Source organism: Allobosea sp. 05T438, from assembly GCF_056396025.1.
The window spans coordinates 20832-45513 of record NZ_JBFTKQ010000022.1 but is presented as its reverse complement, the minus strand read 5'-3'; the positions used below and the strand labels follow the sequence as shown (position 1 = coordinate 45513).

Annotated in this window: 22 protein-coding genes and 1 pseudogene; 14 read left to right on the top strand and 9 right to left on the bottom strand. The window is 63.9% G+C overall.

What is annotated here, in order from left to right:
- Positions 1-113: 113 nt before the first annotated feature.
- The gene (locus AC1DIN_RS26175; RefSeq protein ID WP_476811871.1) at positions 114-971 is read right to left on the bottom strand and encodes a LysR substrate-binding domain-containing protein; all 858 of its coding nucleotides are present in this window, start codon (positions 969-971) and stop codon (positions 114-116) included.
- Positions 972-1160: 189 nt separating this feature from the next.
- On the opposite strand from AC1DIN_RS26175, the gene speB reads away from it, so the two are divergent.
- The 5 genes and pseudogenes from speB to AC1DIN_RS26150 all read left to right on the top strand — a co-directional run.
- Positions 1161-2207 (top strand): agmatinase, encoded by a 1047-nt coding sequence (gene speB / locus AC1DIN_RS26170; protein ID WP_476811859.1) that lies wholly within the window; start codon positions 1161-1163, stop codon positions 2205-2207.
- Positions 2208-2821: 614 nt separating this feature from the next.
- Complete coding sequence (motA, locus tag AC1DIN_RS26165; protein WP_476811858.1) at positions 2822-3880, top strand: flagellar motor stator protein MotA; 1059 nt, start codon at positions 2822-2824, stop codon at positions 3878-3880.
- A 28-nt stretch (positions 3881-3908) separates the two neighbouring features.
- Positions 3909-4778, top strand: coding sequence for a flagellar motor protein MotB (locus tag AC1DIN_RS26160; RefSeq protein WP_476811857.1), 870 nt, complete (start codon positions 3909-3911; stop codon positions 4776-4778).
- Between the two features lie 1461 nt (positions 4779-6239).
- The gene (locus AC1DIN_RS26155) at positions 6240-6800 is read left to right on the top strand and encodes a hypothetical protein (protein ID WP_476811856.1); all 561 of its coding nucleotides are present in this window, start codon (positions 6240-6242) and stop codon (positions 6798-6800) included.
- Positions 6801-7643: 843 nt separating this feature from the next.
- Positions 7644-8015: pseudogene (locus AC1DIN_RS26150) on the top strand (TniQ family protein); the annotation flags it as partial.
- Between the two features lie 39 nt (positions 8016-8054).
- Here the strand turns inward: AC1DIN_RS26150 and AC1DIN_RS26145 are convergent.
- The gene (locus AC1DIN_RS26145; RefSeq protein WP_476811873.1) at positions 8055-8417 is read right to left on the bottom strand and encodes a hypothetical protein; all 363 of its coding nucleotides are present in this window, start codon (positions 8415-8417) and stop codon (positions 8055-8057) included.
- 107 nt (positions 8418-8524) lie between these two features.
- Between AC1DIN_RS26145 and AC1DIN_RS26140 the strand changes: the two genes are divergently transcribed.
- The 3 genes from AC1DIN_RS26140 (at position 8525) to AC1DIN_RS26130 (ending at position 11288) form a co-directional block, all read left to right on the top strand.
- Positions 8525-9139: a hypothetical protein gene (locus AC1DIN_RS26140; RefSeq protein ID WP_476811855.1), complete on the top strand. Its 615-nt coding sequence runs from the start codon at positions 8525-8527 to the stop codon at positions 9137-9139.
- A 140-nt stretch (positions 9140-9279) separates the two neighbouring features.
- Positions 9280-10977: an FAD-dependent oxidoreductase gene (locus AC1DIN_RS26135; protein ID WP_476811854.1), complete on the top strand. Its 1698-nt coding sequence runs from the start codon at positions 9280-9282 to the stop codon at positions 10975-10977.
- On the top strand, positions 10977-11288 hold the full coding sequence (locus AC1DIN_RS26130) for a UBP-type zinc finger domain-containing protein (protein WP_476811853.1): 312 nt from the start codon (positions 10977-10979) through the stop codon (positions 11286-11288). The genes AC1DIN_RS26135 and AC1DIN_RS26130 overlap by 1 nt, the downstream gene beginning before the upstream one ends.
- Before the next feature lie 165 nt (positions 11289-11453).
- On the opposite strand, the gene AC1DIN_RS26125 is transcribed toward AC1DIN_RS26130, so the two are convergent.
- On the bottom strand, positions 11454-12356 hold the full coding sequence (locus tag AC1DIN_RS26125; RefSeq protein ID WP_476811852.1) for a LysR family transcriptional regulator: 903 nt from the start codon (positions 12354-12356) through the stop codon (positions 11454-11456).
- Between the two features lie 98 nt (positions 12357-12454).
- On the opposite strand from AC1DIN_RS26125, the gene AC1DIN_RS26120 reads away from it, so the two are divergent.
- Positions 12455-13870 carry an aldehyde dehydrogenase family protein gene (locus AC1DIN_RS26120; RefSeq protein WP_476811851.1) on the top strand — a complete coding sequence of 472 codons (1416 nt, stop codon included), beginning with the start codon at positions 12455-12457 and terminating at the stop codon, positions 13868-13870.
- Between the two features lie 256 nt (positions 13871-14126).
- Here AC1DIN_RS26120 and AC1DIN_RS26115 read toward each other — a convergent pair whose 3' ends face one another.
- Both AC1DIN_RS26115 and AC1DIN_RS26110 read right to left on the bottom strand, forming a co-directional pair.
- Positions 14127-14417 carry an HU family DNA-binding protein gene (locus tag AC1DIN_RS26115; protein WP_476811870.1) on the bottom strand — a complete coding sequence of 97 codons (291 nt, stop codon included), beginning with the start codon at positions 14415-14417 and terminating at the stop codon, positions 14127-14129.
- Positions 14418-14435: 18 nt separating this feature from the next.
- Complete coding sequence (locus tag AC1DIN_RS26110; protein WP_476811850.1) at positions 14436-14873, bottom strand: Ros/MucR family transcriptional regulator; 438 nt, start codon at positions 14871-14873, stop codon at positions 14436-14438.
- A gap of 575 nt (positions 14874-15448) precedes the next feature.
- Between AC1DIN_RS26110 and AC1DIN_RS26105 the strand changes: the two genes are divergently transcribed.
- Positions 15449-16321, top strand: coding sequence for an ABC transporter ATP-binding protein (locus AC1DIN_RS26105; RefSeq protein ID WP_476811849.1), 873 nt, complete (start codon positions 15449-15451; stop codon positions 16319-16321).
- A gap of 90 nt (positions 16322-16411) precedes the next feature.
- Here the strand turns inward: AC1DIN_RS26105 and AC1DIN_RS26100 are convergent, their stop codons facing one another.
- The gene (locus AC1DIN_RS26100) at positions 16412-17344 is read right to left on the bottom strand and encodes a helix-turn-helix domain-containing protein (protein WP_441473563.1); all 933 of its coding nucleotides are present in this window, start codon (positions 17342-17344) and stop codon (positions 16412-16414) included.
- A gap of 152 nt (positions 17345-17496) precedes the next feature.
- Between AC1DIN_RS26100 and glcF the strand changes: the two genes are divergently transcribed.
- The 3 genes from glcF to AC1DIN_RS26085 are packed head-to-tail and all read left to right on the top strand — an operon-like array spanning position 17497 to position 21631.
- A complete protein-coding gene (gene glcF, locus AC1DIN_RS26095) occupies positions 17497-18876 on the top strand; it encodes a glycolate oxidase subunit GlcF (RefSeq protein ID WP_476811848.1) in 1380 nt (459 codons plus the stop codon).
- Positions 18877-18914: 38 nt separating this feature from the next.
- Entirely contained in the window at positions 18915-20423 is a 1509-nt protein-coding gene (locus AC1DIN_RS26090) for an FAD-binding oxidoreductase (RefSeq protein ID WP_476811847.1), read from the top strand.
- Between the two features lie 14 nt (positions 20424-20437).
- Positions 20438-21631: an ABC transporter substrate-binding protein gene (locus AC1DIN_RS26085; RefSeq protein WP_476811846.1), complete on the top strand. Its 1194-nt coding sequence runs from the start codon at positions 20438-20440 to the stop codon at positions 21629-21631.
- Between the two features lie 65 nt (positions 21632-21696).
- Here the strand turns inward: AC1DIN_RS26085 and AC1DIN_RS26080 are convergent, their stop codons facing one another.
- The 3 genes from AC1DIN_RS26080 to AC1DIN_RS26070 are packed head-to-tail and all read right to left on the bottom strand — an operon-like array spanning position 21697 to position 23515.
- Positions 21697-22311 (bottom strand): NADPH-dependent F420 reductase, encoded by a 615-nt coding sequence (locus tag AC1DIN_RS26080; RefSeq protein WP_476811869.1) that lies wholly within the window; start codon positions 22309-22311, stop codon positions 21697-21699.
- Positions 22312-22364: 53 nt separating this feature from the next.
- Entirely contained in the window at positions 22365-22796 is a 432-nt protein-coding gene (locus AC1DIN_RS26075) for an ester cyclase (protein WP_441473567.1), read from the bottom strand.
- 53 nt (positions 22797-22849) lie between these two features.
- Complete coding sequence (locus AC1DIN_RS26070) at positions 22850-23515, bottom strand: hydrolase (RefSeq protein WP_476811845.1); 666 nt, start codon at positions 23513-23515, stop codon at positions 22850-22852.
- Positions 23516-23631: 116 nt separating this feature from the next.
- Here AC1DIN_RS26070 and AC1DIN_RS26065 point away from each other — a divergent pair, with 116 nt between their 5' ends.
- Positions 23632-24561, top strand: coding sequence for a LysR family transcriptional regulator (locus AC1DIN_RS26065; protein WP_476811844.1), 930 nt, complete (start codon positions 23632-23634; stop codon positions 24559-24561).
- Positions 24562-24682 lie beyond the last annotated feature (121 nt).

Below are 24682 nucleotides of genomic sequence, written 5' to 3'. Positions count from 1 at the left end.
GAGGCGATCAGGCTCCCGAGCCGTTCACGGGCACGATTGCACTCAGAAGGGGGGCGCTGAGGTAGGGGGAAAATCCTTGTCCGGCTATAAGCGGACGTGAACGCCGCGACGGCTCAGAGGCGCCGCAGGTCGCTTTGCTGCGCGATGAAATCCGCCAGGTAGCGCGCCTCGCTCGGCGCGCCCGTCCGGGAATAGAGGCCGATGCTGACCTCCACCGGTTCGGGCAGGCCGGCGGCATGGTCGAGCACCCGGCAGTCCTCGGGGATGGTCGCCGCGATCATCGGGCCGATGCCGATGCCGACACGCACGGCGGTCGCCATCGCGACCAGCGTCGAAGCTTCGCAGACGATCTTCCATTGCAGGTCATGCCCCGACAGCGCGGTCAGCGCCGGCGTCCGCCAGGGGCAGGATTCCTCGAACATGATGATCGGCAGTGGCGCGCTCGCCGAGATCACGATGTCCGAGCGCACGACCCAGAGAAGCCTGTCGCACCAGACGAGCGTCGGCTTGCGATTGAGCCGGGTGGTGTCGCAGACCGCTATGTCGAGCTTGTCGTTCTCGAACATCGCGGCAAGCCGCTTGTTCGGTTCGACGATGATGTCGATGTCGACCTTGGGGTTCTGGTCGCGAAAGGCTTTCAGGATCTCGATCAGGCGCGTCGCGGCGAAGTCCTCGACGACGCCGAGGCGAACCCGCCCTTCGATCATCTTTCCGTTGAGGCGCTTTTCGATCTCGCTGTTGAGCCTGAGGATCTCGCGGGCGTAGGGAACGAGCAGGACGCCGTCATTGGTCAGATCGAGCCCCTTCGACGAGCGCTCGAACAGGTTGCCGCCGAGCAATTCCTCCAGCTTGCGGATCTGCATGCTGACGGCCGCTTGCGTGCGGTTCAGCGACAAGGCGGCACCATTCACCGTTCCGACTTCGGCAACGGTCAGGAACGCACGCAGCAGATAGGGATCGAGCTCCAGCATCCGGCCCGCACCATAGCATTGGTGGCCGTCCTGGACAGCCATGCCGGCAAGTTTGCTGCCGCTTCTCCGACCTGCCTTTCGTTGGGGCACCGTTCAGTTTCGTTTATAGGGCCGCGTGAATTTTCGTCGTTCCGGCGATCCAGGGTCGATGCCAGCCTGCGGGCTCCACACCATTCCCCGCAGGTTGCCATGCCCTTTGACGCCGTTGCTCTCGACCGTTTGCGCCAACGCTACGCCTCGGCCGGCGGCGGCGAGATGCACGATCCGCATTTCAAGGCCGTCGCAGACACCATCTTCCAGGGTTCGGACCGGCGCAAATGGCCGTTTGCCGATCCTGCTACTTTCCTCGACGCTCCGTTTCGACCTGATGGGCTCTCGGTCAACGGGCTTGCCGGGCTCGATGTCGCCCTGATCGGCGTGCCGATGGACCTGGGCGTCACCAATCGCGCCGGCGCGCGGCTCGGGCCCCGCGCCGTACGGGCCGTCGAGCGGATCGGGCCCTACGAGCATGTCCTGGGCATCGCCCCGCTCGGGACGTTGCGTGTCGCCGACGTCGGCGATGTCGCGCTGAGCAGCCGCTACAGCCTGGCCGATTGCCACGCGGATATCGAGGCCCGCTACCGCATGATCAGCGAAACCACGACGATCCCGCTTTCGGTCGGCGGCGATCATTCGATCACCGGCTCGATCCTCAAGGGGCTGGGAGCCAGCCGCCCGGTCGGCATGATCCATATCGACGCGCATTGCGACACGGCCGGCCCCTATGAGGGCTCGAAGTTCCACCATGGCGGCCCCTTCCGGGAAGCCGTCCTGGCCGGCGTGCTCGATCCGACCCGGACGATCCAGATTGGTATCCGCGGCGGCGGCGAATATCTCTGGGAGTTCTCCTTCGAGTCCGGAATGACCGTGATCCATGCCGAGGAGGTCGGCGCCATGGGGCTGCCGGCAGTGATCGAGAAGGCGAAGACCGTCGTCGGCTCCGAACCGGTCTATGTTTCCTTCGACGTCGACAGCCTCGACCCGGGCTTTGCCCCCGGCACCGGAACGCCCGAAGTCGGAGGGCTCTTGCCACGCGAAGTGCTGGAAATCCTGCGTGGCGTCGCGGGAGTCGATATCATCGGTGGTGACGTCGTCGAGGTCGCACCGCAATACGACCCGACCACGAATACGGCGCAAGTGGCGGCGCAGATGCTCTTCCAACTCCTTTGCCTCGTGGCTTGCAAAGGCGCCCGGTGAGCCTTGGACGAATTTTCGCGCGGGGCTATGGGCTTCCGGGCATGCTCCCTATTTCGTCATGCAAGTGTTGATCAGAAGGACCTTCCGTTGAACGAATTGACATTCTKAATCTCTGTTGAAAGGCCTCTGCAGGTGGCATCCCTCTGCTGGCTTCGCGCCACAACCAGACATTGGGAGCTCGCTCAAATCCGGACACTCCTCGTTGCGCCAGTGCCAGCTGGCGCCCCAAGCGGACGTGACAGTCCGGTTCTGCGCACTCAGCAAGCATCGGCTAAAAGTCCGATATTCGGTCAACCTTCTTGGTCAGCTTTCCTGCGACTCGATAGCGTTGTCCGGAGGTTGGATTGGCGCCGGCGAGAGAACGCAGTCAGAGGCATGCCAGATGGTCCACGGAACCGAGGGGGAGCCATCGCCTTAGAGTGCTTGACGCAGCGGTCCACAAGCCGGGCGTTCAGCTCCCTGTAGCTTGCGAAGCGCGGCGTCGGCGCGAAGCAGCGCTCGCACACGTTGCCCTCCTGGTTCTCACCCGCGTCATCCTCAGCCGCGCCACAGCAAAGCGGCGCAGCGCAGATGATCCCGGGAAACGGTTCCCTATTGGACGCCGATCACCGGAATTGGCGGAGACTCATCGCACCCCGATTTCTTCTCTGGCCTACCCTGCCGCCCCAAGCCTCAAAGCCGCGGCCGGAGGACGACGCTTACAAACCTGCGGGCCAGCGGCCATAAACTCGCCCTTAACCTCGATCGGTCATTTCGTCGGACTAGTTAGTGGCTTCGCGCGGGCTGTACCTGCTGCGGCGCGAGGGTGGCAAACCATGCGGCTGATCGTCGGCACAATCATCGTCTTCGTCTGCGTCTTCGGCAGCTACGCGGCGATGGGCGGCCACCTCGAGGTGCTTTGGCAGCCGTTCGAGTTTGTTATCATCCTCGGCGCAGCGATCGGTGCCTTCGTCATCGGCAACCCCGCGCCGGTGCTCAAGGCGGTGCCCGCCATGCTCGGCACGCTCATGAAGGGCCCCAAGTACAAGCAGGAATGCTATGTCGAACTCCTGGGGATGCAGTATTCATTGTATAAGCTTGTGAAGCAGAAGGGCATGCTCGCGGTCGAGCAGCACATTGAAAATCCGAGCGAGTCGACGCTGTTCAACGCCTTCCCGACTTTTGCAGCGAACCATCATGCGGTCGAGTTCGTCTGCGACTACATGCGCATGTTGACGATGGGCGCCAACAACGTCCACGAGATGGACGCTCTCATGGACGAGGAACTGGAAACGCACCACCAGGAGCAGGAGCGTGTCGTTGCGGCCATGCAGTCGCTCGCCGACGGAACACCGGCGCTCGGCATCGTCGCCGCCGTGCTCGGCGTGATCAAGACGATGGGGGCGATCACCGAGCCGCCGGAGGTGCTGGGACATCTGATCGGCGGCGCGCTCGTAGGCACCTTCTTCGGCGTCTTCGTCGCCTACGGCTTCTTCGGGCCCATGGCGCAGTCGCTCAAGGGCATCTATGAAGCGGAATCCAAATACTACCTTTCACTCAAGGCGGGTCTCCTCGCCCATATCAGCGGCCAGCCGCCGGTGATGGCGGTAGAATTTGCCCGCAAGGCTCTGATGAGCGACGTCCGCCCGACCTTCAGCGAAGTGGAAGCGGCAACCGCCGGTCTGCCCGCCTAGATCTGACCCAATCTCCAGCAGGCCCTCGATGACCAAGCCCACCCAGCCGATTATCGTCAAGAAGGTCAAGAAGGCCGCTCATGCGCACCACGGCGGGGCCTGGAAGATCGCCTATGCGGACTTCGTGACCGCCATGATGGCGTTCTTTCTGCTGATGTGGCTGATCAGCATGACGACGCAGGAGCAGAAGATCGGCTTGGCGGAATACTTCGCGCCGGCGGCTCCAAGTCTTACAACCAGTGGCGCTGGCGGTGTCATGATGGGCACCGCCCTGGACAAGTCAGGCAGCAGGCCGTCGGCGCCCCGCGACGCGGCGAGGGGCACTAACGGGCAGGAGGACAAGGCGCGCCCACCCAGCTCGGGCCGCAGCGACCGCGAGGTCAGCCGCCCGGCCGCCGGCGTTGAGGCCAGCTACAGCGCCATAGCCAGCCTCCGGCAGGCGCTCCAGAAAATGCCCGAAATTTCCGAGCTGTCGCGCAACATCGTGATTGAGCCGACCAAGGAGGGGTTGAACGTTTCCCTCGTGGACGAGTACGGCCGCTCCATGTTCCCCGAGGGCTCGGTCCAGCCCTACGACCGCACCCGTCTCGTGCTGGAAGCGCTCGCGCCCACCCTGCGCCGGCTGCCCAACCAACTGTCTGTAGCCGGCCACACGGCCGCCGCGCGCCCGGGCTCGGTGCAGGCCGCCGATTCCTGGAGCCTCACCGCCGGGCGCGCGCTCGCCGTGCGCGAGATCCTGTCTGGTGCCGGGCTCCCCAGCAACCGCTTCGCTTCCGTGGTGGGACACGCCGACACCGAGCCGCTCTTCGTCGATGACCCCTACAACCCGTCGAACCGACGGGTGACGATCACGCTGCTCAATGCGGAGCCGCCGCTGCCGCCGGGCGCCTTGCCCTGACGACAAGGCGCTTCGGCCACCTCAGACTCCGCTTGAGATTGAGCTCTGTCGCTGACACGTAAGAGGCTGACCATTGCGACGTGGATCATGGCCTCGGAGACGTCGATGCGCTGCGCGAAGTTACGGACCGGGCGCCGCGAGCAGTCATCTACGCAGGGGTCCGTTCTACGACCTGTGGCGTCGGTGGGACCCTCGAAGCCTTTCCGGTTCGTAAGCGCTCGGCTTAGATCCAGGAGCGGAAGGTCCATGCCTATAGGCGCCCGCCTTCCCCATGTGAGCCCGAGGAGACGTTGCCCAGCGGTGCGGCGAGGTCCGGCTCGGCGGTGCGCGCTTGGGACTTCAACGACAGGTCGATAAAGTGCCGATAATTGAAGATTATCGGGAAAAGCGAGCGGGTCCTTATCATGGTAATCTGCGGCTGAAGCCGAAAAGGTTGAGGTCGGCGTTTTCATGGTGATGGTCGGATTGGGCAAAAAGCCTGTCCCCTGCTTTCGGCCAGCGGAAGCCCGAATTGCCGCCAGATTCTTCTTCGTCGGCTTTTGCCTAGCCTCAGAGCGCCCGCGCTTGCAGCAATTCCCCGCTGGCGCGCGAACGCCTTATCATTGGTTCCGCCTCCGCAGCTACCGACCTCAATAGCGCGCCACTAAACCGACATTCCGAGCGCGAGCTAATGGGCCAGTTTTGGCGGTTCAAGAGTATCTCAGCCAGCCCGCCGGAAAGCGGACGCTCTAGGCGTCCGCAATGGGCCAGCTCCAGTCTGGCGCCTTGTCGCGGCGTCAGCCAATCGGAGACTGGCATAAATACGCGCCGCGTCGACGCTCGAAGCGATTGCGAGATAGTCACAAACAACCTCGGGACGCTTGGCAGTCGCTTGCACCGAGCCTGTTAGGGCGCAGGACCTGGGGCGCGCTCAGCGAGGAGATAGGCGCGGACGGTCCGTCGCGTGAACAGCAAAATAGTCATGACCTCGGGGGTGAAATGCAACGGCCATAAAACCGCACGACTGTTCCATAAGATAGCTTATGCGAACCAGATCGTGTAGGCGCAAAGTTAGAATGTCTCACCGTGTGTCGTGTAGCCCGATTGGACGTCGCACGATTTGCCGCGCGGTCCAGGACGTGCTGATGGCGACGCCAAGCACCGTGCTGATAGGCGGGCAGATTGCCTCTCCCGATGATCGGACGTCTCGCCGAGATGTCGCTTAGTTCGTCAGCCGGGTATCCTGCCGCTCCACAGCTCTCTACGCGAGCACTCGTATTAGCGGCTCACCGTCCTGCTAAGGCGGAGCATTGATCTGGCCGCCCCTCAAGCGTAGCTGGGACGCCGCCAGATCGAAGGTGTGCAAAAAGCGAAGTGACATCGCCCGCTCATGTGAGGTTTCCGATCGATCGTGCGGCCCTGAGGTAAGGTCGGGTCACATCGTCTTAGGGAATGCCTCCAGGCCGGTGAAGTGATACGCCCATGACCAGCTTCAAAGATGGATTCTGCTACGCCGCGATCGATGCAAACTTCCCCGAATATATCAAGATTGGATGCACCGAAGACATCTCGAAGCGATTTCAAAGCGATCCCCACATGTCGATCTTCTTTTGCTGCGGAGACGAGATCGCGGAGCATCCCAAACGTGGCGGTGATGGCGGCGACACCTATAGCGAAGGTCGCCTTGAGCAACTGGTTTTGGATTTCCTCGCCGATATCGGGCTGGTGGCGTTCCCGGATTTCAAATCCACCCTCGCTTACGGCGAAGATCGCACCGGCTATCCAAAGGGCGCTAGCGAGTACGTGAGGATGGATCGAGCCACGATTCTCCGCCATGTCGAGGACGCTGATCGAGAGACTAGGGCGTTCCTCTTAAAAATGGTCGAAGAATGGTATCACACGCAGCTAAGTCCCGACGACGGCGATCCAGACGCCATCACGCTCGACGACCTCGAGGCGAGTTACGACGAAGAATGTCGGCCCGCAGCCAGGCTCCAGGTCCACTTCGACGAACCCAAGATGGATTACGACGACAATGACTGAGCAGTGGGGCACGCCGCTGGCTTCAGCATAGAGATGAGCTCGATCATGCGCGGCACTGTCTGCCGCTCCTACCGATCTGATCGATGATGAGTTCGACGAGCTAGATTGCAGTCCAGAGGTTCTGCTGCAGCTAACAAACCAGCTCTGATCGCTGGTTTCCTCGGCTTCGCCTGAGCAGCGCTCGCTTTTCGCGCGCGCTCGACAGGCTGTTTCCCTTCGTCCCGAACCGAACAAGCGCCGGTCCACGCACCCGGAGAGGTCGTCATGTCTCGAACTACGTCCAAGCCCCCCTCACCCACTTCCGCGCCTAGCGCTCGCCGCGACCTGTTAGCGCGAGCTTACCTCGATGTCCTCGCGCGCGAGGAATCCTCAAGCCGAGTGGCTTGGCGGCGAGGTGCACGTCGTCGGGCCGTACGACATTACGGCGTAGCTTGAGTCTCCGCTTGCAAAATATTGCGCTACACTGAACGCGGAATTGCCTTTCGATACACCGAGCGCGCTCGGCAAACCTGACGTTTTTCTGCCGCTCGGCACGTACTGCGATGGCTAATAAGGCCGCATCGCCACGATCGTGCGCTTGGCGACGCGCTACGCGATCCAGCGCAAGCATCCATGCCTCAACCGCTTGGTCCTCGAAAACTACCTGCGCGATAAGCTCTAGGTCGCCGATCAAGAAAATCCATTCCGGATGACCTCCGAGGAGTTGAAAAAGCTTCCAGCTCTGGTGGCCGCAGCTCGCAAGAATCGTATCGTCGATGCCGAAAAGCGACGCTCGCAGGGGAAGCGAGACCGCACCGCCTTCGGAGCTCGCGGCCGGTGAGGGCCACCAACATCCCCACTTGGATGCCACCCCGCTCGGCGCCGCGGCTGCACCCGGAAGAGCCGCCGCATGGTTTGTACCTTCGCCTGTGCAATATCAACGGCCTCGCCAGGAGCGCCATGATGCGAACCCTGACCGGAGTGCGGTGCGAGAGGACTTGGAACAGCCATGATCTGCATGCGCTCGCCGAGATATCCAAATGCCCGGTGGCCGATCTTGAACAAAGCGCTTTCAGAGGTGGATCGGGTCGCGCAATCCGTGTGCGTGAGCACATATTGGATTCCAGAGACAACGTGCTGAAATCGTCGCGGCGGTGCTGTCCCGACTGCCTCGAAGAATCTCATCATCATCGCTTCTGGTGGGACTTGGCTTTCATCGACACCTGTCCGCGGCACAAGCGCCGGTTGGTTTCGCACTGCAGCTGCGGGCATCATCTAAGCTGGAAGGACGGTCTGCTCGCCCGGTGCTTCGCATGCGATGACGGGGATGTCGCCGCGGTAGCCTTTGAAGAAGCGGACAGCGAAGTTGTCGAACTCGACCGCTGGCTCCTCGCGCAGTTTGGCGTGGAAAATGTTCCCGCCACCCCGCCGGTTCTTCGGAGTTTGCCGATCCGGCACGTAATCCAGGTCATAGAACGTACCGCCGTTCTCGATCTGTTGGGCTACGATGACCCTCACGCTGGACTTTACGACATCCAAATGGCTTTGGCCGCCGCGCGGGCGAGTGGTTTTCGACTGATATGCGAGGGCCGCCTCGAAGCACTGCTCGACCGTGTCCGCGCCGGCAACGTGGCCCATTGGATATATTCTATCGGGATCAAGTTGGGCGGCTAGATTTAGAGGAATCGAAACGGACCTCTTTGAGGCTCGTTGAATCGATGTTCGCCATCCTGGGCCCGTGACCCATGAATTTAACTTCGACATTGACGGCTGAGTGGTTTCTCCCCTCAACGGTCACGCTCGGCTCGTCGGTCCGTGCAACGGGGATCGAACGCGAACTCCGGCGAAAGCTGCCGTGGGGGAAAAAGAAGTCCCTAACGGTCGAGGGCGGGCACGTCGCCTTGGCCATGCCTGCGACCAGCGAGGATTTTGAGGCCGCTGCCGCGATGATAGATCAAGCGCTCCTCGACATTCCAAGCTTGCTCGTGCTGCCAAGCGAAGCCGAGGACATACTCTCGATCTCATCCCGCGAGCGGCACAAGTGGATGGGCGACGGTCGACTCCAAAGCGCCGGAATGAGAACAGTGAAACTTCGTGGGCGCTCCAAGCCGGTGACCTTCCATGTATTCGACCCACGACATATCGAGCATTTTCTCGACAGCAATCTGCCCGAAATCTGGCGCGCGGAGGATATTGCCACTTCAGCCGAGAACCGCCGGCGCGCCGCAGGCAAAGCCGCCCTGACGCGTGCGGGAAAGCGGCAGGCAAAGTCGACAGCCGATCCTGCCGCCCGGGATGAGATATCCGAAGCCCAACTTGAAGGTTGGGAGGAATTCGCCGCGGAAGGGCTGCTCCGTTAGCGGCGCGCCGACGGTTTTCGGCACGCCCAATAACTTATCCGGCTGGCTCGCCTCCTGTGCTTGCATGGGGCCAGATCGATGGCGGCGCGACGTTCAACGCACCACTTCAAACCTTCGGCCAACGGGAATACGATCAGCCGATGGCTCCGATCATCAGCTCGACCCTGACCGCACGCCGCGATCAGATGTTTCCGATCCTCGCAGAGGCGGATATCGAGCGCGCGCGGCGCTTCGGCGAGGAGCGCGCCTATGCTGCCGGCGACCTGATCGTCAGGGCCGGCGAGATCTCGCCCGGCCTGGTCGTCATCCTCTCGGGCAAGGTCGACATCACGCAGTCCGGCGGCCTCGGCCAGAGCGAGACGATCACCACCTACGGCCCCGGCCACTTCATCGGCGAATTGGCCCAGTTGTCGAGCAGGCCTTCCCTGGTCAATGCGCAGGCCATCTCGCCGGTGCGGTCGATCATCATCGCCTCGCCGCGGCTCCGAGACCTGATGGTGCAGGAGGCGAACCTCGGCGAGCGCGTAATGCGCGCGTTGATCCTGCGCCGGGTCGGCCTGCTGGAGAGCGGCGTCAGCGGGCCGATCATCATCGGCCCCTCCGGTAACGGCGACGTCCTGCGGCTGCAGGGCCTTCTCGCCCGCAACGGCATCCCGCATCGTGCCCTCGATTCCGATGCCGACTCTTGCGGCATGACTCTGGTGGAGCGTTTCCAAGTCGATCGGCACCATCTGCCGATCGTCCTGTGCCCGAGCGGCAAGCTCCTGCACAATCCCGGCGACAGCGAGCTCGCACGCTGCGTCGGCCTGCTGCGGCCCATTGATGCCGGCAAGGTCTATGACGTGGCGATCGTCGGCGCCGGGCCCGCGGGGCTGGCTGCGGCCGTTTATGCAGCGTCGGAAGGGCTTTCGACGATCGTGCTGGATTGCCGGGCCTTCGGCGGGCAGGCTGGGGCCTCCTCGCGCATCGAGAACTATCTTGGCTTTCCGACCGGTATTTCGGGAATGGCGCTAATGGCGCGAGCCTATAATCAGGCACAGAAATTCGGCGCCGACATGGCGATCCCCGACGAGGTGAAGCTGCTTGGCGCCGCAGCGGACCGATCCGGCGGCCGCTACGCGCTTGCCGTCGGTGATGGCGAGACCGTGCAGACGCGCACGGTCGTGATCGCGAGCGGCGCACGCTATCGCCGCCTCGACCTCGCGAACCTCGCGGAGTTCGAAGGGACATCGGTGCATTACTGGGCCTCCCCGATCGAAGCTCAGCTGTGCGAGGACCAGGAGGTGGCGCTGGTCGGTGCCGGCAATTCGGCCGGCCAGGCGGCAGTCTACCTGGCCACGCAGGTGAAGAAGGTCACGCTGCTGGCGCGACGCGACAGTCTCGATGCGACGATGTCGCGTTATCTTGTCGAGCGCATCAAGGCCCAACCGAACATCGAGGTGCTGACCGAAACCGAGATCACGGCGCTGGAAGGCAAAGACGGCAAGCTCGAACAGGTCCGCTGGCGTAACCGTTCGACCGATGCCGAAACCCGGCGTCCCATCCGGCACGTCTTCCTGTTCATCGGTGCCGACCCCAATACGGACTGGCTTGCGAATTGCGACATCGCGCTCGACGGCAAGGGCTTCGTGCGCACCGGGCCGGATCTCGCGCCGAACCGTGGCTTGTTGGAAACCAACCACAGCGGGGTCTTTGCGATCGGCGATGTTCGCTGCGGCTCGGTCAAGCGCGTCGCCGCCGCCGTCGGCGAAGGTGCTCAGGTGGTGGCGGCGCTGCATGCCTGCCTGGCTGAGAATAGCGACCACGCCGTTACCTCCGAATCGGCGAGGAGACCGTGATGGACGAATGCCGGCACACCAGGGGCATCCGCGACGTCACGCCGAGCGCGCTCGGCTGCGAGGACTGCCTGAAGACCGGATCGCCGTGGGTGCATCTTCGGCTTTGCCGGACCTGCGGCCATGTCGGCTGCTGCGACGATTCACCCAATCGCCACGCCACTAGGCATTTTCATGCGACCGGCCATCCGATCATCGAGGGCTATGACCCGCCGGAAGGCTGGGGATGGTGCTATGTCGACGAGGTATTCATCGATCTCGGCGATCGCACAACGCCGCAGAACGGACCGATCCCACGCTTCGTCGAGTTTTGACCGGCAGGGACGAAGCGGAGCACCTCATTTGCTCTTACCCCCCGTTCAAATGAGACATGGCATTTCCTCAAACCAAGGGGGCGAGCCCCCGTAAATCGCCAAGGGGCGGCCGCCATTGCCCTATCGTTGGTCGGTTCAGCGGCGTGGTGTGTACTGCCACTTCCCTCATTGATCTGGGCGCTTGTTCTGTTCCCGAATGAGGTCAATGAGCGCCCGCAGTCCCGCCGGAACATGGCGACGGCCGGGGTAATACAGGCATAGCCCCGGATAAGGGGGACTCCAGTCTTCCAGAACCGCGATCAGCCGCCCGGCCGCAACATGGTCGCGCACCGACCATTCGCTCAGATAGGCAAGGCCCGTGCCTGCCAGTGTCGCTTCCAGCATCAGTGACATCTCATCGAGCGTCAGCGCGCCCGGCACGTCGATTTCGACGACCTCGCCGCGCTGCTCAAACTCCCATCGCCAGACCGCGCCGGTCGCCATGCGGGCGCGAATGCAGCGGTGCTGGTGCAGGTCTGCCGGTGCGCGAGGGCGCTCGCGCCCTTCAAAATAAGCCGGAGCGCCGACGACCATCATGCGGATATCCCCGCCAATCGGCACCGCGATCATGTCCTGCGGAACGGCTTCCGCGATGCGGATGCCGGCATCGAAGCCTTGCCCGACGACATCGATCAGCCGGCCCTCCGTCACCAGCACGACGTTCATGTCCGGGTAACGGTGCAGATATTCCAGGATGATCGGCGTCAGGATCATGCGCGCGGCCCCGGCCGAGGTGTTGATGCGGAGCGTTCCTGCGGGCGTGTCGCGATGGCTGTTGATCCCTTCGATCGCGCCGCCGATATCCGCGAGCGCCGGAGCGATGCGCGCGATGAACTGCGCACCGGCATCGGTCGGCGAGACGCTGCGCGTCGTGCGATTGAACAGGCGGGCTCCGAGGCGCCCCTCTAGTGCCGCGACCGCATGGCTGAGTGCCGAGGTCGACATGCCCAGTTCGGTCGCGGCGGCCCGGAAACTGCCGAGCCGTGCAACCGCCACGACGGCGTCGAACTCGGTAAGGCTGGACTTCATAATTGTCCCGATCTCTGCATCACTTCATGACAATCTATCCGACTTATCGATATAATATCACCGCCCTAGATTACGGTCATCCCATCAGGAGACCGACCATGAAAACCATCGACAAGATCTATATCGACGGCGCGTTCGTGACCCCCCACGGCACTGAGCTGTTCGACCTGTACAATCCCGCGGTCGCCAGGGTGATCGGGCAGGTCCGGCTCGGCGATGCGATCGACGCGCGCACCGCCATCTCCGTGGCCAAGCGCGCCTTCCCCGCATTTTCACAGACATCCAAGGCTGAGCGGATTGCCATGCTGAACCGCCTTGCCGACGCGCTCGAAGCGCGTTCGGCCGACCTGATCGAGGCGGTGATCGCGGAATATGGCGCCCCCATGTCGCGCTCGTCCTGGATGGCGGATTATGCCGTCGGCGCCTTCCGGCTCGCGGCCCAGACCCTCGCCGACTACGAGTTCACGCGCCAGGTCGGCACGGCGCGCGTGACGATGGAGCCTCATGGCGTCGTCGGGCTGATCACGCCCTGGAATGCCAATCCGGGCTTCATCGCCAGCAAGCTCGCGATGGTGGTCGCGTCGGGCTCGACCTGCGTCATCAAGCCGAGCGAGATGAGCGCGACGCAGACACAGATCGTGACGGAGGCTCTGCACGAAGCCGGCCTGCCGGCGGGCGTGTTCAACATCGTCAATGGTCGCGGCGACGTGGTCGGCGCCGAGCTCAGCAGCCATCCCGATGTCGCCAAGATCTCCTTCACCGGCTCAACCGCGACCGGCCGCGCGATCCTCCGCGCGAGTGCCGAGACGTTCAAGCGCGTTACGCTGGAGCTCGGCGGCAAATCGCCGATGGTGATCCTCGACGATGCCGATTTCGCGCAGGCGATCCCGTTCGCGCTCGGCTCCGGCTACATGAACAGCGGCCAGGCCTGTATCGCGGGCACGCGCATCCTGGTGCCCGCAAGCCGGCTTGCCGAGTTCGAGGCCGGTATCAAGGCGGCCGTCGCCACGATCCGCTCAGGCGACCCGCGCGATCCTGATACGGCCATCGGCCCGATGGTCAGCCAGCGGCAGTGGGAGCGGGTCCAGTCCTATATCCGCAAGGGCACCGAGGAAGGTGCAGTGCTGCTCGCCGGCGGCGAAGGTCTGCCCGAGGGCACCGCCGATGGCTGGTTCGTGAAGCCGACGATCTTCACGAACGCACGCAACGACATGGCGATTGCGCGAGACGAGATATTCGGCCCCGTCCTGACGATCATCCCGTACGGCTCGGACGAGGAGGCGATCGCGATCGCCAACGATACCGACTACGGGCTCCACGCCTATGTCGCGGGCGGCGACGAAACCCGCGCCCGTGCCGTCGCCGACCAGATCGTCGCCGGCCGGATCATCATCAACGCCGCCCCGATGGAGATGTCGGCACCGTTCGGTGGCTTCAAGCATTCCGGCATCGGCCGCGAGAACGGCGTGTTCGGGCTCGAAGCCCATCTTGAGGCCAAGGCGATCATGGGCTGATCTATGAGGCCCCGGGCCGTTATACGGCCGGGGCCATTTGTGGCCGTTAGCAGCCCGGGCTGCTGCCGAACCCGCGCTTGAACGCGGTGTCGGATTCATGACCGCGGCTGCCCGCCCTCCGATAGAGGTCGCCAGAGCAACGAGAAGTTTTGAGATCCACCGTGCTGCGTGACCCGATCTAGCTCACCGAGCGAAGTGCGCGCGCAATTCGCAAGGCTTAGGGGGCCGCGAACAAATCCAACGGCCCCGCGCGACTTCAGGCGACCGCGTCCGCGAGATCCTTCGCCACCTTGAACTTCACGACCGTCTTCGCGGGAACGTCAATCATGGCGCCGGTGGAGGGATTGCGGGCCTGACGTGCTTCGCGCTTTGCTGAGGAGAGCTTGCCGACGCCTCCGAGGGTTACGTCTCCACCCGTCTTCAGCGTCTTCGAAACCGCACCGGCAAGCGCGGTCAATACAGCCGACACATCGGCTTTGGACTTGGCTGCATCTTCCGCGATCGCCGCAATCAACTCGTTCTTGGTCATCGTTCGCTCCTGTTTGATTGAGAACTCAATTGGCGCTCAGTTGGCTTTTGCAGCCTTCCCACGCGCAGGCGTCTTCCGGCGCTGCTGGCCCAGTCCCATTTTCTTGGCAAGGTTGGAACGAGCCTCGGCGTAAGCGGGAGCAACCATCGGATAATCCGGCGGGAGACTCCAGCGCGCGCGGTAGTCCTCCGGCGTCATGTCGTAAGCCGTGCGCAGATGGCGTTTCAGCGACTTGAACTTCTTTCCGTCCTCGAGGCAGATCAGGAAGTCGGGCGTGATCGACTTCTTCACAGATACCGCCGGTGCCGGCTTCTCTTCGGCGACGGGCGTGGGAGCAGTACCGAGGCGCGTCATTGCCGCATGGGTGGTGGCGATCAGACCGGGAAGGTCAGCCGCCGGAACGCTGTTGTTAGAGACGTAGGCCGACACGATATCGGCAACCAGGCCGATGAGGTTCTGGTCTTCTTCAAGCACAATCTGCTCCTGGAAATATTGAGGGCCGGCGACTCACCGTTCAGCGCCCGAATAATCCGGCGCAATCGGTGATACGCGATATCAATGTGGCAGAAAATGCCCGCAGCTCGATCAATGCTACCGCTGTTGCACCAAATTTCTTCGCACCGTGCGCCATCCGTCCGACGATTGGTTGGCTGATGACTGTATCGCCTGCCCGGAGATTCTGCCCGAAACTCTCTCAAGAGTTTTGAGAGCAGGAAGCGGAGTGCGGCTCTCCTGCAGATCCCCCTAAAACGCCAACATCCGAATGATTGAGGCAGATCGCCGAACGCAGGTTCGATGCGAGCGCCTCGGGGAGCCATCTCAATGCAAGCCGCATCTGTGGAAGACCTCTTGTCCCGAGACCGCGCGGCGGAGACTTATGGGGAAAGGGCGCCGATCCTGAGCCGCTCGATTTTAGAGGGCAACGATCTGATGTGTCGCCCGGGGAGAGTGACGTCCTCGTCTCCGTCAAAGGGCTGTCTCGCCGCTTTGGGAAGCGCAGTTGGTGGCCGGGGCGCTCGACGAGTTTCTACGCCATTCGCGACATTGATATGACGGTGCGTCGCGGTGAGGCAGTCGGGATCGTGGGCGAGTCAGGTTGCGGGAAGAGCACTCTTGGCCGCGTCATCCTGAGACTGTTGGCGCCGACGTCGGGCACGATCGACTTCGCGGGACACAACATTTCGAACATGGGCGAAAGACAATTGCGGCCTCTCCGCAAGAGGATGCAGATGATCTTTCAAGATCCGTTCGGAAGCCTCGATCCCAAGCGGCGTGTCGGCGAGCAGATCGCCGACGCCTTGAAGGTCCACAAGCTGCTCGACGCCAAGGCACGCGCGACGCGCGTTGCGGAGCTTCTTGCCCAGGTCGGTCTGTCAACGGAACATGCAATTCGGCGGCCTCACGAGTTCTCGGGAGGTCAGCGCCAGCGCATTGCCATCGCGCGTGCTCTCGCTCCCTACCCCGACCTGATCATCGCCGACGAGCCGATCGCCGCGCTTGACGTGTCGATCCAGGCACAGGTCGTGAACCTGCTCGACGATATGCGGGTGAAAATGGGGGTCTCGATGCTGTTCATCAGCCACGACCTCCATGTGGTGAAGCATCTCTGCGACCGGATCGTCGTCATGTATCTCGGCCGTATCGTCGAGGAAGGCACATCCCGGCAGGTCTTTGAAGCGCCTCGACATCCCTATACGCGGGTGTTGCTTGATGCGAGCCCTTCGCTGAAACGCACTGACCGCATCAAAGGCCTGAAAGGCGAAATCCCGAACCCTGCCAACCCTCCATCGGGCTGCGGCTTCAGGACACGCTGTCCGATGGCGACGGCAGCCTGCGCCGAAGCCATGCCCGTGCTTACCCGGACGGCCGACGGCCATGCCGTCGCATGTATTCATTCCAATCCGCCGCCTCTGTCCTCGTGAGCACCTGCTCGGATCCTGATTGCAGACATTCGCCGATCCCGCTCCCACGTACGGAGGAAGCCAGCGATCTGTGGTTCGGATTTGAATTGCCTAAGTGTCGCATCTACCCCGATGCTGGCGCGGGGCGGCACCGAACCGATTGCGAAAGGCCCGGTTGAATACCGACAGGTCGCCGAACCCGACTGAGTAGGCGATGGAGGCGATGCTCTCGCCGGTGCGGCGGGGATCGAGCAGTGCGCGCCGGCTCTCCTCCAGCCGCGTGGCCAAGAGCCAGCGGCCGAAGCTCTGACCGGTTGCGGCGAACCGCGCATGCAACGTACGCAGCGAGATGTTGAAATGCGCCGCGACGGTGCCTGGCGAGAGCGTCTCGTCGCCGAGGCGCCCGCGACAGAAAGCGAGGATCGCCTCATGGAGGTTGTCTCGGCTGTGGCCGGCGGCGTCGCTGGAAAGCCCAATTAGATTGCAAAGATTGTCGGTAAGCAGGCTCGCCGACATGTCGTCGAGGACCTCGCCGTGCCGGGCCAGTTCCAGGATGTGCTGCCGCGCGAGCGAGATGAACCGGGATGCGAGCGGAATTCGGTGCGGGCGGCCGCGCACAAGCCAGGGCGCCTTGAGCAAAAGCGTCCGACGCGGCAGCACGGCAACGACGCGCCGAACTTCCTCCGAGAATGACAAGCGAAATGGCCGCGCGCCGTCGACAAGTCCGATCTCGCCGGGCTGGAGCAGCAGCCGCTCGTCGCCCTGAGAGAGCCGACATTCGCCACATTCCTGCAGGCTGACCAGAACGCTGTCATCGCCTTGGGCAACATGGCGCGGGGTGCGCACGACGTCGTGCCGCGAGGAGCGGAAGCTCGCGATCCTGACATCGCCGAAACTGCGCCCGACGAGGGAACCGTGGAATGCCTCCTGCGGGTCGGGCGCTTCGGTCGAAACGCCGAGCACGGCGCGGCACACGGTTTCGCGCCAGTAGTCGAAACCGGAATCGGGCTCCAGGCCTTCTGTGCGCCAGACGATGGTCCCCATGCCCCTCTCCACCCCGCAGCCGACAGAACATCCCGGGGCGCGGCCAGCTTTTCATAAGAATGGTTTGCACTCAAAGCCGGATTTTTCTGCACGCAGCGCCGAGACCTCGCGCGGCCTGGGTCCCTAGCTTTCCAGTCGGAGGGCAGACGGGAATGCAGACGAATTTCAGCGCCGACCAGCTGCGCGATCCAGCGATCCGGGAAGCCGCCGACATCCTCGACACCTGCGTGCATTACGGCTTCTGCACCAATACCTGCCCGACCTATGTGCTCAGCCGCGACGAAAACGAATCCCCGCGCGGCCGCATCGACCTGATCCGCGAGATGCTGGAGAGCACGGCGCCGCCGAAGGCGCAGACCGTCGCGCATCTCGACAGCTGCCTCTCCTGCCTGTCCTGCATGACGACCTGCGCGGCGAAGGTCGATTACGCGCATCTGATCGACCGGGCCCGGATCCATGTCGAGCGCCATCATCGCCGGCCCGCCGCCGATCGCGCCCTGCGAGCCCTGCTCGCCTTCGTCCTGCCGCGCCCGCGATTGTTCCGTGCGGCGCTGGGGTTCGGTCGTCTCGGGCGATCGATGCAGCGGATGCTGCCGCAGCAGCTCCGGCCCCTGCTCGCGATGATCCCGGAGCGCACGCAGGCCGAGATCCTGACGCCGCAGGTCTTCCCCGCGCAGGGCGAAAGGCGCGCGCGCGTGGCGCTGCTCGCCGGCTGCGCCCAGCAGGCTCTCGACGGCAACATCAACGCCGCGACGAWCCGCTTGCTGACCCGGCATGGCTGCGAGGTCGTCGTCACCGCCGGAGCCGGCTGCTGCGGTTCGCTGACGCTGCATATGGGCCGCGAGGCGCAGGCCGCTAAGGCCGCTGCCGCCAATGTCCGGGCCTGGATGCGCGAGCGCCGCGGCGAGGGGCTCGACGCGGTGATCGTCAACGCTTCCGGTTGCGGCACCACGGTCAAGAATTACGGCCATCTCCTCGCCGGGGCCGAACGCGCGGCCGAAGCGAAGGAGATTGCCGGCATCGCGCGCGACGTCACCGAATTCATCGCCGGTATCGGGCTGCTGCCGCCGGCGGCCGAGCGTCCCCGCCTGCGTATCGCCTATCACGACGCCTGCTCGATGCAGCACGGCCAGCGCGTAACGCGGCCGCCGCGGGACCTGCTGCGCGCCGCCGGGTTCGAGGTCGCGGACGTGCCGGAGAAGCATTTCTGCTGTGGCTCCGCCGGAACCTACAACCTGCTCCAGCCCGCCACGGCCGAAATCTTGGGCCGGCGAAAGGCGGGTCATATCGATAGCACCGCGCCGGACGTCGTGGCGGCCGGCAATATCGGCTGCCTCACGCAGCTCAGGCGCTATGTCGCGGCGCCGATGGCGCACACCGCCGAGCTTCTGGACTGGGCGACGGGCGGTCCTCTGCCGCCGGCCCTGGCCGGTGCGGCGCTAACGAGCCGGCCCGCCCCGGAGCGGGAGGAGGCGCCGGCCAATCTCGTGTCGACCGCCCCACCGGCGAGCGACGATGCGGGCTTCTGGTGAGACGAATGCAGGAACGGATGGCAGAAGGGAGAGCCGGCATGGCGGAAGCATTCTTCAACGAGGTCGCGGCAGCGATCGGGGCCGAATGGATCAACCGCAGCGAGGAGACGCTACGCCGCTACGGAGAGAACACGATGCCCGGTGGCGATCGGCGCCCGCTCGGCGTGGTCTATCCCGGCAGCACGGCCGAAGTGCAGGCGATCGTGAAGGCGGCGAACCGCCATGGCGTCGCGCTCTACCCGGTCAGCACCGGCAACAACATCGGCCTCGGCAGCCGCTCCGCGGTGCATGCGGGCCAGGTCGTCGTCGACCTCGGACGCAGGATGAACCGAATCCTCGACATTGACGAAACGCTGGCCTTCGCCGTGGTCGAGCCGGGCGTCAGCTATCAGGCGATGTATGACGAGCTCGTCCGGCGCGGCGACAAGCTCATGGTCGACGTCACCTCAGGTCCGCCCCAGGGCGGCATGCTCGGCAATGCGCTCGACAAGGGCGCCGGCTATGGCCCCTACTTCGACCATTTCGGCTTCTCCTGCGGCATGGAGATCGTGCTCGGCAATGGCGAGGTGCTGCGCACCGGCGACGGTGCCTTGCAAGGCTCCGAACTGCCGAACTGGCATGTCAGCAAATACAGCTTCGGCCCGATCCTCGACGGTCTGTTCGCCCAGTCGAATTTCGGCATCGTCACCCGCATGGGCATCTGGCTGCTGCCACGTCCACCGGCGATCCGCAGCTTCCACTTCACCTATCCGGACGAGGACGATCTTGCCGAGATCGTCGACATCTGCCGCGCGCTCAAGCTCTCGAACTTCGTGCCGACATTGCTGCGCGTCGCCAACGACACCTATCTGTGCGGCTCCGAGCATCCGAGCCCGGATTATCGCCCGGGCAGCCGCGCCTCGATCTCCGATGAGGCCCGACGCGCGTTGCGGGAGAAGGACGGGCTCGGCGCCTGGACGGTCTCGGGCGCCTTCTACGGCCCCAGCATGGCCGCGCTCGAACCGCAGATCGAGCGCGTGCGCGCCGCCTTCGGCAAGTCAGGCAAGGCGACCTACATCCCGCATGAGGACGCATCGTCCTTCCACGCCCTACGAGTAGCCATGGACGCCTGCTCGGGCGTTCCCGGCGTCGGCGAGCTCGGCTTGCTGAAATGGCGCCCTGGCGGCGGCAATCTCTGGTTCCTGCCGGGCACGCCGATGGTCGGCAGCGTCGCCAATGACTGCCAGCGCATGGCGCGCCGCATCTATGCCGAGCACGGCATGGACTACATGATCATGAACGTCTGCAGCGCCCGCTTTGCGCGCGGGCTGCACGTCATCGCCTTCGATCGCGAGAACCCCGACGAGAACGCCCGTGCCAATGCCTGCTACGAGGCGCTGGCGCGTGCCTATGCCGAGCGGGGCATCTTCGTCGGCCGCGCGCCGCTCGATTATCACGCGCTGCATATGGGCCAGGCCATGCCGGCCTTTCGCGAGAGCTGCACGGCAATCAAGGCCACGCTCGATCCGGCCGGCGTCATCGCGCCCGGACGCTACGGCATCGGCTGATTTCGAACGAAGCAATGAGGGGAAGCAGCATGCACAGGACCACAAGGATTGCTCCGACGGCGCTTGCGCTGCTCGCAGCACTATCAGCCCCAGCCTCGGCCGAGCCGGTTAAATCAGTGAAAATCGGCCTGGTCAGCACCCTGACCGGCCCGCCCGCCGTACTCGGCCAGCACACCCGCGACGGCTTCCAGCTCGCGATCAAGCAGCTCGGCGGCAAGATCGGCGGCATTCCGGCAGAAGTCGTGGTTGTCGATGACGAACTGAAGCCCGAGATCGGCATCCAGCGCGTGGAATACCTGATCGAGCGCGAAAAGGTCGACGCCATCGTCGGCATCGTCTTCTCCAACATCCTGATGGCGACGGCCCGGCGCATGGTCGACAGCAAGACCGTCTTCATCGGCACCAATGCCGGCCCCTCGCCGCTGGCCGGCCGGAACTGCAGCCCGTATCTCTTCTCGGCCGCGTATCAGAACGACCAGAACGCTGAGGCGATGGGGCGCCACGCCACCAGCAGGGGCTACCGCAAGATCGTGGTCGTCGCCCCCAACTACCAGGCTGGCAAGGACGTCGTCGCAGGCTTCAAACGGGAATACAAAGGCGAGATCGTCGACGAGATCTTTGTGCCGCTGGCGCAGCCAGATTTTTCCAGCGACCTCGCCAAGGTCGTGTCGTCGGGCGCAGATGCCGCCTTCGTCTTCATGCCCGGCGGCCTCGGCGTCACCTTCGTCAAGCAGTGGAGGCAAGCGGGCGTCGCGCTGCCGATGCTGTCTGCCCACACCATCGACGAGACCAACCTACCCGCGCTGCAGGAAGCGGCGGTCGGAACTTCGGGCGTGACCAACTGGTCACCTGCGCTGGATGTGCCGGCAAGCCGCGCCTTCGTCGAGGCCTTCAGGGCCGAGTACAAATACACGCCCGCCAACTATGCAGCGCACGCCTACGATGCCGCGATGTGGCTGAACGCTGCGGTAACCGCATCGAGAGGCGAGATCGCCGACCGGGCGAAGCTGATCGACGCCCTGCGCAAGACAAAATTCGAATCCGTGCGCGGGCGCTTCGAGATCGGCACAAACCAGTTCCCGATCCAGGATTATTACCTCGTCGCGGTGACGAAGCGCGATGACGGCAGCTACGCCACCGAGATCGATCGCAAGATTGTCGAGGGCCTGCCCGACGCCTATGGCAAGGATTGTAAGATGCCGTTCTGACAGACTCCGTTGTGCACCGGCCCGGATCGGCACCACGTGCTCGGTGACGGCACTCGTCCTGGCTCTCACCCGACCTTGATGAGGTTCTGGTTCGGCAGAGGACCGCCGGGGAACTGCGCGAGCTTGCCGCCGACCGCGAGCGAACCGAGGTCGATTCCGGCGAACCCGAGGCGCTCGATCAGGGCAGCAACCTCGGATTTAGCTGCGGCGTCGTTGCCGGAGTAGAACAGCACGCGCCGCCCGCCATCCGAGCGGGGATTGGTGGCCAGCAGCTCCGCGCGAAGATGGTTGAAAGCCTTCACGACGCGGGCTTCCGGAACGAGATCGGCAACGACCTCGCTCGATGCTCTGCCACCGAGCTCTACAGGCTTGAACAGAGGCGCTTCGATCGCATTGTTGGCGTCGATGACGATCCGCCCTTTCCAGGCAGGAAGTCTCGCCAGCGCGGCCGGGAGCTTGGTCCAGTTGACGGCGACGAAGACGATGTCGGCGCGCGCCGCTTCCTCGCGGCTGACCGCCGTGATGGATGGCCCGAGCTCGCGGACCAGATCTACGAGAGAATCCGGACCGCGGCTGTTCGAGATGCCGGCCTCGATGCCTGCGCGTGCCAGCGTCCGGGCGAAGGCCGTGCCGATCGCGCCCGAGCCGATGATGCCAATGGTCATGTGATGTTCCTTCAGGGTCGGCGCCGGCGGCAGTCAGCGTGCCGGCGCGCTTGATGTCACGATCGGTGTCAGACGGCTGGTGCAGCTCCGAGTTGCTGCATCAGCGAGAAGAGGTTGGCGACGCCCCAGTGCTCCGCGATCTTCCCTTCACGGACGCGCATGACGTCGACGGTCTCGAACTGGATTTTTCGGCCCGTCGGCTTGATCCCGAAGAGCTCTCCCCGATGCGTGCCGTGATAGGTCTTGTAGGTCGTCACACGGTCGCCATCGGCGAGCTGCCAATGGATCTCGGCGTGGAAATCGGGAAAGGCGGTGCGAAGCACCTTGTACAATTCCCTCGCACCGGCCTTGTCCGGGGTGCGACCCGGCTGCGGCGTGTGGTCGAGGAAATCGTCGGCGAACAATTCCTCGAACACCGCGAAATTGCCTCCGCCCTGTACTTCTTCGGTATTGCGGCGAACGACCGCCTTGGCGGCTTCGCTTGGGTTGCTGCTGGTCATGACACGCTCCGATGAGTTGAGAGGTCTGGGCTACGGTTGCTCGCGAGGGCGGCTCACGCCTTGCCGCCGGCCGCCTGCCCCAGCAGTTGCAGTTCCCAGGCGAGCGCGATGCCGGTGCCGCCGCCATGCTCTATGAAGATCTCCCCGCCCTTCCCGACCGTCTCTTCGCGAGCCCAGTCGCGCTGCAGCTCGCCGGCGACCGCCATCCAGGTGATCGGAACGACGCCCGCCATCACCATGCGGCGCACCGCCATGTCGTGCGCTTCTGCGCTCACGCCGCCCGACGCATCGGTGACCGCATAGACCTCGTAGCCTTCGCCCGCCGCCTGGATGGCCGGCATGGCCAGGCAGATCTCGGACCAGAGCGCCGCGATGATGAGCTTCTTGCGGCCCGTCTTCTTCACGGCATCGACGACGCGCGCATCTTCCCAGGTGTTGATGAAGGTGCGGTCGATCGGCTTCTGCTCGGGGAAGACATCCTGCAGGCCCTTGATCAGCTTGCCGCCGCGGTCCTCGAGGACGGTGGTCAGGATCGTCGGCACGCCGAAGAGCTTGGCCGTCTTGGCCAAAGCGATGACGTTGTTCACGATCATCGTTGGCTCGTGGCTGTGCAGATTGGCGAACTGGAAGGGCTGGTGGTCGATCAGCACCAGCACCGACTCTTCCGGGGTCAGCAGGGCCTTGAGGCCGTTCTTCGGGGCGGTGGACTGGGTAGCCATGGGCGTTTCTCCGATTGGTTCTGCGTTGTCCGCCTCACAGCAATCGCGCGTTTATTCGCCTAGGATTAGTCGGCAATGATAGGTAAGTCTTACAAGCATCACTTGAAGGAAGGCGCTTGGAGACACTGGCTAATCTCGAATCCTTCGTCCGCAGCGCGGAAGCCAGCAGCTTCTCGGTTGCGGCGCGGAGGCTTTCCCTGACCCCGGCCGCGGTCAGCCGCAACGTCGCGACGCTCGAACACAATCTCGGTGTCCGGCTATTTCATCGCAGTACGCGCAAGCTGACGCTAACCGACGCCGGAGAGCGTTTCCTGTTGGAGATCCGGGACAATCTCGAAGGACTCCAGCAGTCCATTTCGAGTGTGGCAACGAACGGCGGAGAACCGGCCGGCGTGCTCAAGGTAAGTATGGGCCTCAATTTTGGGGCCGACTATATTCTGCCGATGCTGCCGGCGTTCCTAGCCCGCTACCCCGGCATCCGGCCCGACTGGCAATTCACGACCCGACAGACCGATTTGATCGCCGAGGGCTTCGATGCCGCGATCGGCGGCGGCATCGAGCGGGGACCCGGTATCATCTCGCGCACGCTCGCGCCGCTGCACCTCATTGCGGTGGCTTCGCCCCGATACATGAAGAAGCGCAGGCCTCCGACCGACCCCGCGCAGCTTTCCGCGTTCGATGGGATTGCATGGCGTTCATCGCGGACCGGCCGAATCCGCGAACGCATCATGCGCGACATCGAAGGCACCGAAATTCCGGTCAAGCTCAAGGAGACGATCGTCCTCGACGACCCGGAAGCGACCTGCCGCGCGGCGCTGCTCGGTCTCGGCGTAACGTTGAATGCCGTGTGCCACGTGCTGCCGCATCTGGAGAGCGGCGCGCTCGTCCGCCTGCTGCCGCAGTGGTACATCGACGAAGGGCCGATCTCGATCTACTACGCAAGCCGCACCCTGCTCCCATCAAAGACCCGTGTCTTTGTCGATTTCGTCGCTGACGCGTTTCGGCGCCAGCGGCTCGCCGAGAAATTTGCCGGCAGTCTTGGCTAGCCATAGATATGCCTCAAGGAGCACATGATCCGAGCTTCTAGCGGCGTCATCATAGGCCTCGTACCAATGTCGAGACCATTGAAGACACCGTCATAACCAACAATGGCGGACTTCCATCGCG

Coding starts and splice junctions, on each gene's coding strand:
- AC1DIN_RS26175 (WP_476811871.1), bottom strand. CDS start 971: ATGCTGGAGCTCGATCCCTATCTGCTGCGTGCGTTCCTGACCGTTGCC.
- speB (WP_476811859.1), top strand. CDS start 1,161: ATGCCCTTTGACGCCGTTGCTCTCGACCGTTTGCGCCAACGCTACGCC.
- AC1DIN_RS26160 (WP_476811857.1), top strand. CDS start 3,909: ATGACCAAGCCCACCCAGCCGATTATCGTCAAGAAGGTCAAGAAGGCC.
- AC1DIN_RS26155 (WP_476811856.1), top strand. CDS start 6,240: ATGACCAGCTTCAAAGATGGATTCTGCTACGCCGCGATCGATGCAAAC.
- AC1DIN_RS26145 (WP_476811873.1), bottom strand. CDS start 8,417: ATGGGCCACGTTGCCGGCGCGGACACGGTCGAGCAGTGCTTCGAGGCG.
- AC1DIN_RS26140 (WP_476811855.1), top strand. CDS start 8,525: ATGAATTTAACTTCGACATTGACGGCTGAGTGGTTTCTCCCCTCAACG.
- AC1DIN_RS26135 (WP_476811854.1), top strand. CDS start 9,280: ATGGCTCCGATCATCAGCTCGACCCTGACCGCACGCCGCGATCAGATG.
- AC1DIN_RS26130 (WP_476811853.1), top strand. CDS start 10,977: ATGGACGAATGCCGGCACACCAGGGGCATCCGCGACGTCACGCCGAGC.
- AC1DIN_RS26125 (WP_476811852.1), bottom strand. CDS start 12,356: ATGAAGTCCAGCCTTACCGAGTTCGACGCCGTCGTGGCGGTTGCACGG.
- AC1DIN_RS26120 (WP_476811851.1), top strand. CDS start 12,455: ATGAAAACCATCGACAAGATCTATATCGACGGCGCGTTCGTGACCCCC.
- AC1DIN_RS26105 (WP_476811849.1), top strand. CDS start 15,449: ATGACGGTGCGTCGCGGTGAGGCAGTCGGGATCGTGGGCGAGTCAGGT.
- AC1DIN_RS26100 (WP_441473563.1), bottom strand. CDS start 17,344: ATGGGGACCATCGTCTGGCGCACAGAAGGCCTGGAGCCCGATTCCGGT.
- AC1DIN_RS26090 (WP_476811847.1), top strand. CDS start 18,915: ATGGCGGAAGCATTCTTCAACGAGGTCGCGGCAGCGATCGGGGCCGAA.
- AC1DIN_RS26085 (WP_476811846.1), top strand. CDS start 20,438: ATGAGGGGAAGCAGCATGCACAGGACCACAAGGATTGCTCCGACGGCG.
- AC1DIN_RS26075 (WP_441473567.1), bottom strand. CDS start 22,796: ATGACCAGCAGCAACCCAAGCGAAGCCGCCAAGGCGGTCGTTCGCCGC.
- AC1DIN_RS26070 (WP_476811845.1), bottom strand. CDS start 23,515: ATGGCTACCCAGTCCACCGCCCCGAAGAACGGCCTCAAGGCCCTGCTG.